The sequence below is a fragment of the Shinella sp. OV683 genome (assembly GCF_057787725.1).
In genome coordinates this window covers 3,848,787-3,865,440 of the sequence record NZ_CM173543.1, presented here as the reverse complement: position 1 = coordinate 3,865,440, position 16,654 = coordinate 3,848,787, and the positions used below count along the sequence as shown (strand labels likewise).

The 16,654-nt window shown below is 60.3% G+C and carries 16 protein-coding genes; all 16 read left to right on the top strand.

Annotated features, from left to right (window positions below; genetic code table 11):
• Nucleotides 1–22 precede the first annotated feature (22 nt).
• Nucleotides 23–1,225, top strand: coding sequence for a beta-ketothiolase BktB (bktB, locus tag ACXHRN_RS18760; protein ID WP_488637819.1), 1,203 nt, complete (start codon nt 23–25; stop codon nt 1,223–1,225).
• Nucleotides 1,218–1,970 carry an SDR family NAD(P)-dependent oxidoreductase gene (locus tag ACXHRN_RS18755; protein ID WP_488637818.1) on the top strand — a complete coding sequence of 251 codons (753 nt, stop codon included), beginning with the start codon at nt 1,218–1,220 and terminating at the stop codon, nt 1,968–1,970. The genes bktB and ACXHRN_RS18755 overlap by 8 nt, the downstream gene beginning before the upstream one ends.
• A gap of 7 nt (nt 1,971–1,977) precedes the next feature.
• Nucleotides 1,978–3,183: an acyl-CoA dehydrogenase family protein gene (locus ACXHRN_RS18750; RefSeq protein ID WP_488637817.1), complete on the top strand. Its 1,206-nt coding sequence runs from the start codon at nt 1,978–1,980 to the stop codon at nt 3,181–3,183.
• The gene (locus ACXHRN_RS18745; RefSeq protein WP_488637816.1) at nt 3,180–4,226 is read left to right on the top strand and encodes a phosphotransferase family protein; all 1,047 of its coding nucleotides are present in this window, start codon (nt 3,180–3,182) and stop codon (nt 4,224–4,226) included. The genes ACXHRN_RS18750 and ACXHRN_RS18745 overlap by 4 nt, the downstream gene beginning before the upstream one ends.
• Before the next feature lie 121 nt (nt 4,227–4,347).
• Nucleotides 4,348–4,986 carry a glutathione S-transferase family protein gene (locus ACXHRN_RS18740; RefSeq protein ID WP_488641946.1) on the top strand — a complete coding sequence of 213 codons (639 nt, stop codon included), beginning with the start codon at nt 4,348–4,350 and terminating at the stop codon, nt 4,984–4,986.
• 594 nt (nt 4,987–5,580) lie between these two features.
• Nucleotides 5,581–7,230: a methyl-accepting chemotaxis protein gene (locus ACXHRN_RS18735; RefSeq protein ID WP_488637815.1), complete on the top strand. Its 1,650-nt coding sequence runs from the start codon at nt 5,581–5,583 to the stop codon at nt 7,228–7,230.
• A 145-nt stretch (nt 7,231–7,375) separates the two neighbouring features.
• Nucleotides 7,376–7,675: an STAS domain-containing protein gene (locus ACXHRN_RS18730; RefSeq protein WP_488637814.1), complete on the top strand. Its 300-nt coding sequence runs from the start codon at nt 7,376–7,378 to the stop codon at nt 7,673–7,675.
• Nucleotides 7,672–8,037 (top strand): chemotaxis response regulator CheY1, encoded by a 366-nt coding sequence (gene cheY1 / locus ACXHRN_RS18725; protein WP_477877580.1) that lies wholly within the window; start codon nt 7,672–7,674, stop codon nt 8,035–8,037. Before ACXHRN_RS18730 ends, cheY1 begins: the two co-directional genes overlap by 4 nt.
• A gap of 14 nt (nt 8,038–8,051) precedes the next feature.
• A complete protein-coding gene (locus ACXHRN_RS18720) occupies nt 8,052–10,337 on the top strand; it encodes a chemotaxis protein CheA (protein WP_488637813.1) in 2,286 nt (761 codons plus the stop codon).
• A 34-nt stretch (nt 10,338–10,371) separates the two neighbouring features.
• Entirely contained in the window at nt 10,372–10,839 is a 468-nt protein-coding gene (locus ACXHRN_RS18715; protein ID WP_488637812.1) for a chemotaxis protein CheW, read from the top strand.
• A gap of 2 nt (nt 10,840–10,841) precedes the next feature.
• On the top strand, nt 10,842–11,744 hold the full coding sequence (locus ACXHRN_RS18710) for a protein-glutamate O-methyltransferase (RefSeq protein ID WP_488641945.1): 903 nt from the start codon (nt 10,842–10,844) through the stop codon (nt 11,742–11,744).
• On the top strand, nt 11,741–12,805 hold the full coding sequence (gene cheB / locus ACXHRN_RS18705; protein ID WP_488641944.1) for a protein-glutamate O-methylesterase CheB: 1,065 nt from the start codon (nt 11,741–11,743) through the stop codon (nt 12,803–12,805). The genes ACXHRN_RS18710 and cheB overlap by 4 nt, the downstream gene beginning before the upstream one ends.
• The gene (locus ACXHRN_RS18700; RefSeq protein WP_488637811.1) at nt 12,806–13,195 is read left to right on the top strand and encodes a response regulator; all 390 of its coding nucleotides are present in this window, start codon (nt 12,806–12,808) and stop codon (nt 13,193–13,195) included. It begins immediately after the preceding gene.
• Nucleotides 13,192–13,743 carry a chemoreceptor glutamine deamidase CheD gene (gene cheD / locus ACXHRN_RS18695; protein WP_488637810.1) on the top strand — a complete coding sequence of 184 codons (552 nt, stop codon included), beginning with the start codon at nt 13,192–13,194 and terminating at the stop codon, nt 13,741–13,743. The genes ACXHRN_RS18700 and cheD overlap by 4 nt, the downstream gene beginning before the upstream one ends.
• Before the next feature lie 19 nt (nt 13,744–13,762).
• Nucleotides 13,763–14,155, top strand: a complete 393-nt coding sequence (cheT, locus tag ACXHRN_RS18690; protein ID WP_488637809.1) for a chemotaxis protein CheT — start codon at nt 13,763–13,765, stop codon at nt 14,153–14,155.
• 223 nt (nt 14,156–14,378) lie between these two features.
• Nucleotides 14,379–16,088: a flagellar basal-body MS-ring/collar protein FliF gene (fliF, locus tag ACXHRN_RS18685; protein WP_488637808.1), complete on the top strand. Its 1,710-nt coding sequence runs from the start codon at nt 14,379–14,381 to the stop codon at nt 16,086–16,088.
• The last annotated feature ends 566 nt before the right edge of the window (nt 16,089–16,654 follow it).

Here is a 16,654-nt window from a genome sequence, read left to right as displayed (position 1 = left end):
TCTTTTCTAGGAAGGAAATGCAATGGACCGCCAAGTTGTCATCGTTTCAGGAGTTCGCACCGCCATCGGCAGTTTCGGTGGCTCGCTTGCCGAGAAGCCGCCGACGGAACTGGCTGCTGCAGTGGCGAGAGAGGCGATTGCGCGCGCCGGATGCCAGCCATCGGATATCCAGCAGACGGTATTCGGCAATGTCATCCACACCGAGCCGAAGGACATGTATCTTTCCCGCGTCGCGGCGATCCATGCAGGCATTCCTGAAACGTCGCCGGCGCTGACGGTCAACCGCCTTTGCGGCAGCGGGCTGCAAGCGGTCGTCACGGCTGCCGAACAGATCATGCTTGGCAATGCCGATATCGTGGTGGCGGGCGGTGTGGAAAGCATGAGTCGGACGGGTCACCTGCTGAGCAAAGCCCGCTTCGGCGCCAAGATGGGCGACGTCACCGCGGTCGACATGATGCTTGGCGCCTTGCAGGACCCTTTCGGCGCGGGCCATATGGGCAATACCGGTGAGAATGTCGCCGAGTGCATCGGCATTTCACGGGCTGAGCAGGATGCGGTGGCGCTCGCCTCGCAGCAGCGCGCGGCCAAGGCGATTGCCGAGGGGCGTTTTCGCGACCAGATCCTGCCGCTGACGATCGGCCAGGGCAAGAAGGAACGTGTCTTCGACACTGACGAACATGTCCGAGGCAATGTCAGCGAAGACGACCTTGCGGGCTTGCGGCCGGTGTTCAAGAAGGACGGCACGGTCACGGCAGGCAATTCTTCCGGCATCAACGATGCCGCCGCGGCACTGGTATTGATGGACAGCGATACAGCCGAGGCGAGAGGGGTCTCGCCGCTGGCACGGATCGTTTCCTACGGGCTTGGCGGCGTGGCGCCCGAGGTCATGGGCCTCGGGCCGATACCGGCCGTCAAGCAGGCGCTGGCGCGGGCGAAATTGACGGTTGCCGATCTCGACGTCATCGAATCCAACGAAGCCTTCGCGGCGCAGGCTTGTGCCGTGGCCAAAGAACTCGGATTTCCCGCTGAGAAAACCAACCCGAATGGCGGAGCGATTGCCCTCGGCCATCCCGTCGGCGCGTCCGGCGCAATCATCCTCATCAAGCTTGTCTATGAACTGCAGCGCATCAACGGCCGCTATGGGCTGGCAACGATGTGCATCGGCGGCGGCCAGGGTATTGCTGTCATCGTCGAGAACCCACACGCTGGAGGCAGTCGTGTTTGAGGATCTCGCCGGCAAGACAGCGCTTGTGACCGGTGCCTCCGGTGGCCTCGGCTTGCATTTCGCTGAGGTGCTGGCCCGGCAGAAGGTACATGTGATCCTTGCCGCTCGCAATCTGGCTGCGATAGAGCGGGCAGTTCAGGCGATCAAGGCCGGGGGCGGGAGTGCCGAAGGCGTCGCGCTCGATGTTACCGATGGCGAGAGTGTTACGGAGATATTCGCGTCACTCACGCGCAGCATCGACATCGTCATCAACAATGCCGGCATCAGTGGCGCCGCCGCGGCGATCGACCAGAGCGAGGCCGATTTCGACGCCGTGATCACGACCAATTTGAAGGGCACGTTTCTTATCGCGCAGGCCGCGGCCAAGCGGATGCGCGAGCAGGCAAAGGGTGGTGCGATCGTCAATATCGCCTCTATCCTCGGGCTGCGCGTTGCGGGCCACCTTTCCGCCTATGCCGCATCAAAGGCGGCGGTCATCCAGCTGACGAAATCCATGGCGGTCGAATGGGCGCGCTACGGCATAAGGGTCAATGCACTCTGCCCCGGCTATATCGAAACGCCGATCAACCGTGATTTCTTCCAAACAGAGGCCGGCAAGGCGCTGATCAACCGCATTCCCAGCCGGCGTCTCGGACTGCCACAAGAACTCGACGGACCATTGCTGCTGCTGTGTTCCAACGCCGGCAGCTACATGACCGGCTCCGCACTCGTGGTCGATGGCGGCCACCTTGTTTCATCCTTGTGAGGGCCAGATGAATTTCGACATTTCACCCATGGTCGAGGACTTGAGAGCGAGAATCGGCCGGTTCGTCGAGACGGAAATCTTGCCGCTCGAAAGCGACCGTGCCTCCTTCGACGAACATGGCAACATCACCCTCGCATTGCTCGACAAGACAAGGAGCAAGGCGAAGGCCGAAGGCCTCTGGACGCTGCAGCTCGAACGCCCCGGCAAGCCGTCGATCGGCAAGATCGGCATGGCGGTCTGCTACGAGGAGATGAACCGCTCGATCTTCGGCCCGGCGTGCTTCAATTCTGCCGCCCCAGATGACGGCAACATGATGGTGCTCGATCGGGTGGCGACACCGGAGCAGAAGGAGCGTTGGCTTCAGCCGGTCGAAGACGGTTTGGTGAAATCGGCTTTCGCCATGACCGAACCGCATCCGGGCGGCGGCTCCGATCCCTCGATGATCCAGACCCGTGCCGAAAAGGTGGGCGACAAATACGTCGTCCATGGCCGCAAGTGGTTCATCACTGGTGCAGGGGAGGCGAGCCACTTCATCCTGATTGCCCGGACATCGGATGATCCGCGCCACGGCCTGACGGCATTCCTGTTTCACAAAGACCAGCCGGGCTGGAAGATTGTCCGGCGCATCGGCATCATGGGGCCGGAAGAACATGGCGGCCATTGCGAGCTGGAATTCGACGGATTGGAAATCCCTGCCCAAAACGTGTTGCTGGGCGAAGGGCAGGGGATGAAGCTCACTCAGATTCGCCTTGGCCCCGCGCGGCTTACGCATTGCATGCGCTGGCTTGGTCTTTCCAGGCGCTGCGTCGAGATTGCCACGGCCTATGCCGCCGAACGTCATGGTTTTGGCGTTCGCCTCGCAGACCGCGAGAGCATCCAGATGATGCTCGGTGATCTCGCCATGGGCATCGAGATTGGCAGGTTGCTGGTCATGAAGGCGGCGTGGGAACTCGATCGCGGCGGTTTTGCCCGCAAGGAAGTGTCCATGGCCAAGGTCCATGTCGCCAACCTGCTGCACAAGGCGGCGGACACGGCGATCCAGATCAATGGCGCGCGCGGCTATTCTACCGACACGGTGCTCGAATGGATCTACCGCTATGCGCGGCAGGCGCGGCTGGTCGATGGCGCCGACGAAGTCCACAAGATGGTGCTGAGCCGGTATCTCGAAACGGAGGGTCGGTCGTTCTGGCATTGGAATGTGGGGGCTGCGTGACACAGGTTGACGCCCTCGCTCCGTTAGTGGATTTCGATCCGGCGAAACTGCGTGCTTTCCTCGCGCAGCGCTTCGGCAATAGTGAAGCATTTTCGATCGAGCGCGTTAGTGGCGGTCAATCGAACCCGACCTATTTCGTGACATTCGGCGCCCGGCGGATGGTGCTGCGCAAGAAACCCCAGGGGCACATTCTTCCAGGCGCACACGCGATAGAGCGCGAATTCCGGATCCTGAGCGCGCTTCATTCCACCGATGTTCCGGTGCCACGGCCGATCCTGCTGCATGAGGACCGGCATCTGCTTGGAACCCCGTTCTACCTGATGGATCGGGTCGACGGGCGGGTTTTCAGCGATTGCGCGCTGCCGGAACTGCAACGCGAGGAGCGCAAGGCAATCTACTTCGGCATGGCCGACGCGCTGGCAAAACTGCATGCGCTTCGACCCGGAGATATGGGGCTTGGAGATTATGGCAGACCGGGCAATTATTTCGAGCGCCAGATCAAGCGCTGGAGCCGGCAATGGCGGGAGTCTCCAAGCGCGCGGATCTCGGCGCTCGACCGGCTGGCCCAGTGGCTGCCGCATAACCTGCCGGCCGATGATGGCGCCGTCTCCATCGCGCATGGTGATTTCAGGCTCGGCAACATGCTGTTTCATCCGTGGGAACCGCGCGTCGTCGCGATTCTTGACTGGGAACTTTCAACGCTGGGCCATCCCCTGGCCGATCTCGGCTTCGCCGCCATGCCTTGGCACACATCGTCAGGCGAATACGGAGGTATCCTCGGGCTTGATCTTCAAGACCTGGGGCTGCCTACGGAGACCGAGTTTGTCGAGCGCTATTACGCTTCGGCGATGCCGACGGCAGAATTGAAGCCGTTCCATGTCGCGTTTGCGCTCTTTCGCTTTGCGGTCATCTTCATCGGTATTGCCGATCGGTCGCGCGCGGGCAATGCTGCAGCGACAAATGCGGCTGAAGTCGCGCCGCTTGCCGAGCGCTTTGCCAAGCGCGCCATTGACCTTATCGAAGGTAAAAAATCGTCGCGCTGACAAGGCAAGCCGGTGCAATGTCGGGCGGCCAGGACTCATTGACCAAACCAAAAGAGGTGAGTTCGCCTTGACAGATTGCCAGCCCCGCGGCCAATGATGTCAGCCAAGGGGGAGCCTGATGATGACCATCACCATTACTGCCTTTGAGCGGTCACCTGATGGCGGCAGGGGACTGGCGCGTGATACGCGCGTTCGCTGGGCTCTTGAAGAGGTCGGCCAACCCTATGAGGTTCGCCTTGTTTCGTTTGGTGCGATGAAGGAACCTGCGCATCTGGCGCTTCATCCTTTCGGCCAGATTCCGACCTACGAGGAAGGCGATCTCGCCTTGTTCGAGACAGGGTCGATCGTCTTCCATATCGCCGAGCGCCATTCGGGCCTGCTGCCGGACGATGCCGATGCGCGGGCGCGGGCGATCACATGGATGTTTGCCGCGCTCAACACGGTGGAGCCGACGATCCTTGAACTCGCAACCGCCAGGGTCTTGGAGGGCGATAAGCCTTGGAGTAGGGAGCGCCTGCCTCTGGTCCAGGATCGCGTCCGCGATCGGTTGAAGCAACTTTCCGCCCGCCTTGGCAGTGCCGACTGGCTCGATGGTGGGTTCAGCGCGGGCGACCTGCTGATGGTGTCAGTGCTGCTCAGGCTGAGATTATCGGGTATTCTGGACGAATATCCGAACCTGGCCGCCTATGTCGCCCGCGGCGAAGCGCGGCCCGCCTACATCAGGGCTTTCGCCGCCCAATTGGCAGCCAACACCCGCTAGCCACCGACCGGCTGATTGAGGTCCGTCCTGGGCTCGAAGTCGTCACCCGAGTTTTTCCGCGGTCGATCGAACCGATTTACTTCGCTTTCAATCCATGCAAGCCGTCAGAATACCCGTGCTGGGGTATTTTTCCGGCCGAAATCGATATTCAGAAGAAGGGTTATGGCTACCAGAGTAAAAGTGGCGATAAGCGAAGCGCTCAGTCCAAGAACAATCATTGCTCTACCTTACGTGACGTCATTGTCATCTGCGGTGGTGACAATATCCGAGCTTACTTGCTTGTGGCTTACCAGTTGCGGCAATGCCGGGAAGAAGAACCCGATCCTTTAAGGAAAATAAAAAGTTACCGTTCTCATTTAATTGTCGGAAACCAAAACTCAGTACCCTCCGTTAACCTTCAGGCAAGGAATTAACCATAAACATTGTTACTACGCCGGAATGGGATTGTTGGGTCGATCCATAGGCATGATGCCGCTTCGCCGTGCCGGTACACAAAACCCGGAATTCATTGATAATTTGGCCTTGTGGCCAAGCCGCTTCCGTCCGTTCGCAAAGTCTATGGCGAAAAGGCGGAAGGGACACGGATTTTGGGGAATGTCAGTCCGTCGACTGGCGTCGTGCGTACGGGGAACGGAATTGGTCGAGGCGGATACAGCGGGGGACAAGGAGCGGCGCGAGGGCGGTGGCCTCAGCGGACGCCTGCGTTTTGCCGGCCTGCAGGCCGCAGACGCCGAACTCGTGCGCGGCAACCGCAATCTTCTGCTCCCGCATGTCAAGCTTGCACTGCGCGATCTCTTCCAGCGCTTCCAGACCTTTCCCGAAGCCGCCCGCAATTTCCAGAGCGAGGCACAGGTCGAGCGCTTGCACGATCTCACCCAGTCGCATTGGGATGTGCTGACGGATGCACGCTTTGACAGCCTCTATGCCGAACGCGTCAAGGTCATTGCCGATACCGAGAGCCGAATGGGCCTCGATCCCCGCTGGCACATTGCCGGCCATGCCGTCGTGCTCGAACATATCATCGGCGGACTGATCGAGGAATTCTGGCCAAAATCCTGGCTGCGAAACACCAGTCGCCAGCGCGACGCGGCAGTCGCACTTGCCCGTTCCGTCGTCCGAGCTGTCATGGTCGATCTCGAAATCTCGGTCTCGCTGCGCTTCAACGAGACGCGCCTCTCGCACCAGCAGACACTGGCTGCCGCCAATTCGGCTCACCATGCCGAGACCAAGGCGCTGCTCGATGCAATCGCCGACCGGCTGCGCAGTCGCGACTTCTCCGGCCCGCTGGATGTCGAGGGCCGTGAAGATCACGCCGGTTCCATCGATGAGCTCGATGCCGCCTTCGAAGATATCCGCACTTCGCTGACGTCTGCGCAGGACGGCGCTGAGCGCATGGACCGCTTCGCCGGCCGCATTTCACTTTCTGCCGAAGCATTTGCCGGTCGCGGCGCGCGTGCCTCGCAGGCATTGGACCAGATTGCCGCCGACATGGGCGATGCCTCACGCGGTGCCCGCAAGAGTGCCGAAGGCGCCAATCTTGCCGAAACCGCCACTGCCACTGCCCGCCAGGCGGCGATTTCCAGCGGCGTGATCGCCAAGGAAGCAATTACCGCGATGGCCGGCATCGAACAGTCCGCCGAGAAGATCGGCCAGATCATTGGCGTGATCGACGAAATCGCCTTCCAGACAAACCTCTTGGCCCTGAATGCCGGCATCGAAGCTGCCCGCGCCGGCGAATCCGGCCGCGGTTTCGCAGTTGTCGCCCAGGAAGTCCGGGCGCTTGCCCAGCGTTCCGCCGATGCGGCCCGCGAGATCAAGGATCTGGTCAGCGGCACCAAGGCCCAAGTCGACGGTGGCGTTGCCGTGGTTGCCAAGACCCAGACGGCGATCGACGCAATCGTCACGCAGGTCACCGGCGTCAATGAGGCCATCGCGGTACTGGTGCGCGAGACCAACCAGTCCGCCGCTGCTATCGACCAGATCTCGAAATCCACGACATCCGTTTCCGACGACCTCAAGGCAGGCGCAGCGAACGCAGGCGAAGCCGCCAGCGACAGCGCCGACCTGCAAGCGGTGATCCTCGAACTCGGCCAGACGATCCGGGAATTTCGCCTCCAGCGCTATCACGGCGGTGAGCAGGCACGGCCGGCAGCTCAGGTCGCGCGCAGCCAGGCGCTTGCCGGCAATAGCGCCAATGGCGCTGTGGCTTATCTCATGCCCGCACGGGGAGGGGCTTCCCGATGAGCGGATCGACATTCAGGGCGACGCACGGTCGCACAGTCCGGCAGAGGTGGCAAGGATGCCATGAAGTCCTCCATCCCGAACCGCGGCTGAATATCGGAAGTAGTGCAGAATTGTTCCACAAAACCAAACAACAGGGGACGATGAAATGAGTGGCAAGTCCAGCGCAGCGAAGAAATTGAGCCTCGATAAGGTCCTCGACCTCAACGAAGCCAGCGCCCTTCATACGAAATTGATGGCATTGCGCGGCAGCAATCTGACTATTGACGGTTCGTCCGTCGAACGGGTCGGCGCGCTTTGCATCCAGGTGCTCATGTCCGCAGCAAAGTGCTGGGAAGAAGACAAGCACACATTCGGTTTTTCCAAAATCTCTGACGCCCTTGGCAAGACGATGCAGCTCATCGGGGTCAATTACGATCATCTGCTCGCAAAGGAGAGCAAGTCATGAAGAAGAAAGTACTGACAGTCGATGACTCCAGAACCATCCGCAACATGTTGCTGGTGACGCTGAACAATGCCGGCTTTGAAACGATCCAGGCCGAAGACGGTGTCGAGGGGCTCGAAGTTCTCGAACAGTGTAATCCTGATGTGATCGTCACGGATATCAACATGCCGCGTCTCGATGGCTTCGGCTTCATCGAAGGCGTTCGCCGCAACGACAAGTACCGCGCCATCCCGATCCTCGTGCTGACCACTGAAAGCGACGCCGAGAAGAAGAACCGGGCGCGCCAGGCCGGTGCCACCGGCTGGATCGTCAAGCCGTTTGATCCGACCAAGCTTATTGATGCCATCGAGCGCGTGACCGCTTAACGGGAATTCATCCTATGGATATGAACGAAATCAAAGAGATCTTTTTTCAGGAATGCGAGGAACAGCTCGCGGAACTGGAATCCGGTCTGCTGAAAATGAATGATGGCGAGACGGATTCGGAGACGGTCAACGCCGTGTTCCGCGCCGTTCATTCCATCAAGGGCGGTGCCGGAGCCTTCGGGCTCGACGACCTGGTCGCTTTTGCCCATGTCTTCGAGACCACGCTCGATTGCGTTCGTTCCAACAAACTCGATCCCGGGCCTGACGTGATGAAGGTCATGCTCAAGTCGGCCGACGTGCTGGCCGACCTGACCAATGCCGCTCGTGACGGCGGCAAGATCGATCCGAGCCGTACCACCGGCCTCGTCAAGGATCTCGAACTGCTCGCCAACGGCGAGGCACCCACCGGCGCCTCTTCGGCACCCGAGCCGGTCGCCAAGGCTGCTCCGGCGCCGGCGCCTGTTGCAGCCGCAGCACCCGCACCGTCTGACGACAGCGGCTTCCAGCCGATCCCGTTCTCGTTTGACGATTTTGGTGACGATGAAGCAGCGCCTGCAGACGTCCCTTCGTTCGAGGTAACGTTCAAGCCGCGCTCGGATCTCTACGCCAAGGGCAATGATGCAGCGCTCTTGCTGCGCGACTTGCATCGCCTCGGCGAAATGAGCATCAATTGCGATATGTCCGCGCTGCCGCCGCTCGACCAGCTCGATCCGGAAGCCGCCTACTTCAAGTGGACGATCTGGATCAAGACGGACAAGGGCGAAGAGGGCATTCGCCAGGTCTTCGAATTTGCCGAATGGGATTGCGAACTCGAAATCAAGGCGCATGACGCAGCGCCGCAAGCCACCGAAGAGCTGCCGATGCAGCCGATCCCGTTCGACCTCAGCATGCTGGACGAAGGTTCCGCCATGGAGGAGACCGCGTCGGTCGAAGACGTGGCTGGCGCTGCAGCCACAGCCGTGGCAACCGCCAAAGCGACCGCACAGATCGTTCAAGTCGCCGCAACCGCTTCTGCGCCTGCAGCGGAACGCCGCGACGGTGGTGACCGCCGCGAAAATGCCGCAGCCGCAAAGGCAGACACGTCCGGTGGCGCCAACCCCACCATCCGCGTCGATCTCGACCGCGTCGACCGCCTGATCAACCTGGTGGGCGAATTGGTCATCAACCAGGCGATGCTTGCACAGAGCGTCATCGAAAACGACCAGAGCGGCACGCAGGGCATCAATATGGGTCTCGATGAGCTGCAGCAGCTCACCCGCGAGATCCAGGATTCCGTCATGGCAATCCGCGCCCAGCCAGTGAAGCCCGTCTTCCAGCGCATGTCGCGCATCGTTCGCGAAGTCGCTGACATGGTCGGCAAGTCGGTCCGCCTGGTCACTGAAGGTGAAAACACCGAAGTCGACAAGACGGTCATCGACAAGCTCGCCGAGCCGCTGACCCACATGATCCGAAACTCGGTCGACCACGGCATTGAGTCGCCGGAAAAGCGGGCCGCCCTCGGAAAGCCCGCCGAAGGCACCGTGAAGCTGACGGCAAAGCATCGCTCGGGCCGCATCGTCATCGAACTCTCCGACGACGGCGCGGGCATCAATCGCGAGCGTGTCCGTCAGAAGGCGATCGACAACGATCTCATCCCGGCCGACGCCAGCCTGTCGGATGAGGAAATCGACAACCTGATCTTCGCGCCGGGCTTCTCTACCGCCGACAAGATCACCGACGTGTCGGGCCGTGGCGTCGGCATGGACGTGGTCAAGCGCTCGATCCAGGCGCTTGGCGGACGCATCTCGATCCAGTCCCGCCCCGGCCAGGGCTCCAGCTTTATCATGAGCCTGCCGCTGACGCTCGCAGTCCTCGATGGCATGGTGGTGACAGTCGCAAACCAGACCCTCGTTGTGCCGCTGACCGCGATCGTCGAGACCTTGCAGCCTGAAGCAAACGCCATCCATTCGTTCGGCGCGAGCCAGAAGCTGATTGCCATCCGCAATTCCTTCTGCCCGCTGGTCGATGTCGGCCGCATCCTCAACTATCGCGGGACGGCGGCCAATCCGGTCGATGGTGTCGCGCTGCTAGTGGAATCGGAAGGCGGTGGCCAGCGTGCCCTCATGGTCGATGCGATCCAGGGGCAGCGTCAGGTCGTCATCAAGAGCCTCGAAGCCAACTACACCCATGTACCGGGCATCGCCGCGGCGACCATTCTCGGCGATGGTCGCGTGGCCCTCATTCTGGACGTGGACTCGGTGGTTGCCGCGTCCCGCGGTCAGGCATTGAAAATCGACGGCGCTTTGGCAGCCACAGGCTGAGCGAACGAGAAAGGCATCACGGGGGTAGCGCATCATGACGTTAATCGCAAAAACCATATTGCAGAGCGGTCGCGAACTCATCGCATTCCGGATCGGCGAGCAGGAATTTACCGTAAACGTCATGAATGTGCGTGAAATTCGCGGCTGGACACCCGCGACCCCGATGCCGCACTCGCCACCTTACATGCTCGGCGTGATCAATCTTCGCGGCGTCGTGCTGCCGATCATCGATCTCTCCGCCCGGCTCGGCATGAAGTCAGCCGAGCCCTCGGCCCGCCACGTCATCATCGTTGCCCAGGTGCGCGACAAGTTCGTCGGCCTGCTCGTCGATGCCGTTTCCGACATCTTGACGGTAACCGAGGAAAACATCCAGCCGACACCGGAGGTCGCTTCCGACCACGAACGGTCCTTCGCGCGGGGCATCCTCGCGATCGACAACCGAATGATCTGCCTTGTCGAACTTGAGGCAATCTTCCCAGACAGCGAAAGCGAAGCGGCTTGACCATGACACTTGCCTTCGATCCCCGCCGCAATCAGGACGAGATCCTCGCAGGAGGCGAATTTCCGCTGATGCGTCGTGATCTCGCCGAGATCGCGGCGATGATCTATTCCGACGCCGGTATCTATCTCAACGAGACCAAGGCGTCGCTGGTCTATTCGCGCCTGTCCAAGCATATCAGACAACTTGGCCTGAAGGACTTTCGCGGCTACTGCGAACTCGTCTCCTCGCAGGCTGGAGCGGCGGAGCGCCGCGAGATGCTGTCGCATCTGACCACCAATTTCACCCGCTTCTTCCGCGAAAACCACCACTTCGATCATCTCCGCACCGAGGTGTTGCCAGGTCTGGTCTCGCGCCTCAAAGCCGGCGGCCGCGTCCGCATCTGGTCGGCAGCGTCATCGGACGGGCAGGAGCCCTATTCGATCGCCTTGACGTGTCTCTCCGTCATGCAGAACATCGCCGACTACGACTTCAAGATCCTGGCCACCGACATCGATCCGAAAATTCTCGCGATTGCCCGACAGGGTGCCTATGACGCGGCGGCGCTGGAGTCCGTCAGCCCGCAGATGCGCAAGCAGTGGTTTACCGAGGTTTCGGTGGGTGGCAAGCCGAAGTGGCAGGTCGCCGATGCCGTCAAGCGGCTAATCACCTACAACGAACTCAACTTAATGGGTGCCTGGCCGTTCAAGGGCAAGTTCGACGTGATCTTCTGTCGCAACGTTGTCATCTACTTCGACGAGCCGACACAGATGCGCATCTGGTCGCGTTTCTCCGAACTCTTGCCGGAAAATGGCCACCTTTATATCGGCCACTCCGAGCGGGTTTCGGGCGAGGCCAAGGCGCTGTTCGATAATACCGGCATCACCACCTACAAGTTCACTGGCAAGCACAGCGGGAGGAAAGCCTGATGGCAGCCGCTAGGGTTCTTGTCGTCGATGACTCCGCCACCATGCGTGGCCTGATCTCGGCCGTCCTCAATTCGGATCCGGATGTCACGGTCGTCGGCCAGGCGGGCGACGCCATGGAGGCGCGTGCCGCCATCAAGGAACTCAACCCGGATGTCGTGACGCTCGACATCGAGATGCCGAACATGAACGGCCTCGAATTTCTCGAGAAGATCATGAAGCTGAGGCCGATGCCGGTGATTATGGTTTCGTCCCTGACCCATCGTGGCGGCGAGGCAACCATTGCAGCGCTCGAAATCGGCGCCTTCGATTGTGTCGGCAAGCCGGTGCCCGGCGACGCGCGGCCTTTCCACGAACTGATCGACAAGGTCAAGGCGGCGGCCCGCTCGGCCTCTCGCTACCAGTCGATGCGCACGCCCCAGCCGACGCCTGCGACTGCTGCCAACGCCAATGTTCCGAAGGCCGACTATCGCGTCGGACGCAAGATCGTGGCGATCGGCTCGTCCACAGGCGGGGTCGAGGCGCTGATAGAAGTTCTTAAGAATTTTCCGGTTAATTGCCCTCCGACTGTCATCACGCAACACATGCCTGCGACGTTCACCAAGAGCTTTGCGGAAAGGCTCAACCGGCTCTGTGCACCGCAGGTGCAGGAAGCCACGGATGGCGCACGGCTGGAGATCGGTCGGATCTATCTGGCGCCCGGCGGCGAACGGCACATGGTTGTCGCCAATCCGCATGGCCCGATCGTCCGGCTTCTCGACAAGCCGCCTGTCAATGGCCATCGCCCATCGGTGGATGTGTTGTTTGACTCGGTCGCGGAACTGGCCGGCCGCAATGCCGTCGGGGCAATCCTGACGGGCATGGGCCGCGATGGTGCCGCGGGACTGTTGAAGATGCGGCATTCAGGCGCCCGGACTGTCGGGCAGAATGAAAAGACCTGCGTCGTTTATGGAATGCCTCGCGTGGCGTTCGAACTTGGCGGTGTGGAAACACAGTTGCCATTGAACGCCATCGGGGAAGAAATTTTGAAACTTACTGCCGCCCGCAAGGAAGGGAACGACTAAATGTCTATCGCTGAAAAAATCAAGGTCCTCATCGTGGATGATCAGGTCACCAGTCGATTGCTGCTGAGCGATGCACTCACCCAGCTGGGCTTCAAGCAGATCACCTCTGCCGGCGATGGCCAGCAGGGCGCACAGATCATGGCGCAGCAGCCGCATCATCTGGTCATCTCGGACTTCAACATGCCGAAGATGGATGGCCTGGGGCTGCTGCAGGCCGTGCGCGCCAATCCGGCGACCAAGAAAGCGGCCTTCATCATCCTGACGGCGCAAGGCGACCGGGCGCTGGTGCAGAAGGCTGCCCAGATGGGTGCCAACAACGTGCTCGCCAAGCCCTTCACCATCGACAAAATGCGTGCGGCCATCGAAGCCGTCTTTGGATCCCTAAAATGAATATAGATGGCTTCCGGCGGATGCATGTCATTCAGGGCGAGTGGAAGGTCTCGAACGATCCGAACGTCGTCCTGTCGACAGTGCTTGGATCCTGCGTGGCGGCCTGTCTTCGCGACCCGGTTCTCGGTGTCGGTGGAATGAATCACTTCCTGCTTCCTGGCTCGGTCGAGGCCATGGCCCAGGGTGGCGACGTCTCGCGCTACGGCGTGCATCTGATGGAGTTGCTGATCAACGGTCTCCTCAAGCAGGGCGCGCGGCGCGACCGGCTCGAAGCCAAGATCTTCGGGGGAGCCAAGACCATCGCGACGTTCTCGAATGTCGGCCAGCAGAACGCGGAGTTCGCGACGAAGTTCCTCAAGGACGAAGGGATCAGTCTCGTCGGATCCTCCACGGGCGGCGATGCGGGCCGCAAACTGGAATTCTGGCCGGTCTCCGGTCGGGCCCGGCAATTCGCGCTGTCCGGGGCAGAAACACAGCGCACGGTACAATTGGAGACGCGTCCCGTCGTGGCGCCGAAGCCGGTCGAAAGTTCAATCGAGTTTTTCTGAGTGTGAAGGGTTTGAGTCCATGTCGTCCAGTTTCGCGTCCCATATGCCCGTGACAGAGCAGGCGCTACCAGAAATACTCATGCGGGTTGTCTCGGAGTTGCATGACGTCGCCTACCTGATCGAACGGATTGAACCGTTCCTGTCGGACAAGGAAGGCGAGGGGATCATCGAAACCGCCGACCGGATGATGGTCATGCAGGGCATCGATCTCGCTGTGCAGAAGGCGCGGGGGCTCGCTGAATTCATCGATACTTTCACCGCCGCCATTCCCGAGGAAATCCTCGTCGACATCACCACCGCACTCAATCTCGTCAAGCTAGCCGACATGCAGAAATCCCTTTCGGGCGGAATGCATCGCCACGGCCACTCGCAGCCGCTCAGCCGCGCTGCAGGCGATTTCGATTTGTTCTAGAAATCGGGTTTGCAGTTAGGGCGTCATCTGTCTCCGAAATCTCGGGCGATTGATGGCGCCTTTTTCTATTCTGGCGTGTGAGTTCGCCCGACTGTGCCGTCCGCTTTGCAGCGCAAAATCCCGCCCCACACAGCATGAGAGAAAACCTACGCGCAAGCTTGGCTGCGTAAGGTGCTATCGGGACATGAATGCCCGGATACTTCTGCAAACGCGCGGGAACAGAATGAATCTGTTGAATCAGCTTACGGCCATCATGAAAAATCTGATGGCGCTTGGAACGGGCAGACTGCTTGCCCTCGGTGCTGTGGGTGCAATCACACTCCTCGCCATCTTGATCGGTACATATTATGTGAACCGGCCGGGCTACGAGAGCCTCTATGTGGGCCTTGATAGCAGCGATCTCAACCAGATCGGTATCGCGCTTTCCGAAAACGGCATGAACTTTCAGGTCGGCGCGGACGGAACATCGCTTTCGGTGCCCGTCGGCCAGACCGGCAAGGCTCGTCTGTTCCTCGCCGAACGCGGCCTGCCAAACTCCAACAATGCCGGCTACGAGTTGTTCGACAACGTCGGCTCGCTCGGCCTCACGTCGTTCATGCAGGAAGTCACGCGTGTTCGAGCCCTCGAGGGTGAGATCGCCAGGACGATCCAGACGATCAACGGCATATCGAGCGCCCGCGTCCACATCGTCATGGCGGACCGCGGTTCGTTCCGCCAAGCCGAGCAGAAGCCGACAGCGTCGGTCATGATCCGGGCCACGGCCGCGGCCGGACGGCAATCCGCAGCTTCCATTCGCCATCTCGTCGCCTCGGCCGTGCCGGGGCTTTCGATCGATGATGTGACCATCCTGGATTCAGCGGGCCAGTTGCTTGCATCGGGCGACGATCCGTCAAACAGCACGATGAACCGCTCGCTGGGTATCGTCCAGAACGTCCAGAGCGAGATGGAAAGCAAGATCGACAACGCGCTTGCGCCTTTCCTCGGCATGGACAATTTCCGCACCTCGGTGTCGGCAAAGCTCAACACTGACGCCCAGCAGATCCAGGAAACCACCTACGACCCGGAATCGAAGGTCGAGCGCTCGGTGCGGGTGACCAAGGAAAACCAGAAGTCGGAGCAGGTCTCCCAGGACCAGGCGACGACCGTCGAACAGAACGTTCCGCAGGGCAACAACAGCGTCGCATCCGGCCCGAAATCCTCGGACCAGAACGACAAGAAGGAAGAGCAGACCAACTTCGAAATCAATTCGAAGACGGTCGCAACCGTCCGCAACGGCTACACGGTCGACAAGTTGTCCGTCGCGGTCGTCGTCAACAAGGGACGCGTTGCCAAGCTGATTGGCGAGCCCTTCAACCAGGCCAAGTATGATGCCTTCATCACCGAGATGCAGGCGATCGTTGCATCTGCGGCCGGCATCGACAGCACGCGCGGCGACGTCGTCAATGTGACCGCAATCGACTTCCTTGAAAACGAACTGCTGCCCGACACTGCGTCCGGCGACTCGTTCCTCGATATCTTCATGCGCAACATGGGCAGCATGATCAATGCAGGGGCTTTCGTCCTCGTCGCCTTCCTGATCGTCTGGCTTGGCTTCCGCCCGCTGATCAAGGCGATCGGTGGACCGGAACTCGCGGCCGCTGGCATCGGCTCTCCCAGTGCCCTGCCGATCGGCGAGAGCGTCGGCCTCGAACTCCCCGACTTCTCGCCCCCGGCCATCAACGGCGCCGGCGGTGGGCTCATGGAGGGCTTCGGTTCGGACTTTGGCTTCGACTCGACAGATGACCTGCTGTCGATGGGCGAGGACAGCGGAACCTCACTGTCCAAGCGCGTCAAGGAAGGCCCGGAACGCCGGCTCGCCCGCATGGTCGATCTCAGCGAAGAACGGGCTGCGAAGATCCTTCGCAAATGGGCTGCAGCAGAAGAAGCGGCCTAGGCAGAGCGAATGCAAATCAGGACATAAACAAAGGGCGCGCCGCAAGACGCGCCCTTTTCGCTTGTGCGCTGCAGCGAATCGCATTTTGTTACTTCGGCTCAGCCTCGCTTTGCCGCATTTTCCGAGACCTCAAACCCTGTCGCGTTAATGGTTGCGGATTCTCGTCGGGACAACAGCAAGCGCTATCTTGGGCAATTTCCCTGGAGGCCACCATAAACTCGGCGAATTTTGCTGTTGAAATCGCTGCTCCCATAAGATGCGTTTATCTCTGAGTACACCTCAAGAACATCTCGGTAAAGGTGCAAAAAATGCTAATAAAGCGTAAATAAGCCGGCGAAATGGGCTTGTATGACTATTTCCATCGATACGCTGCTCCGCAGGGCTTTGGCGCGCTTTTCAGCGATCCGCCAATCAACGCGGGTTACCGTTGAAAACGGGCAATTAATATTTGTCTTTAGTCTCGAATCAGCACATGCACATGAAGTGTTTTCAGTTTTAGAAGTACACAGTAAGTTTTCGCCATTGAAGGTTGGCATTTGCTAATTTGATTGGCATTTGATCGCTTC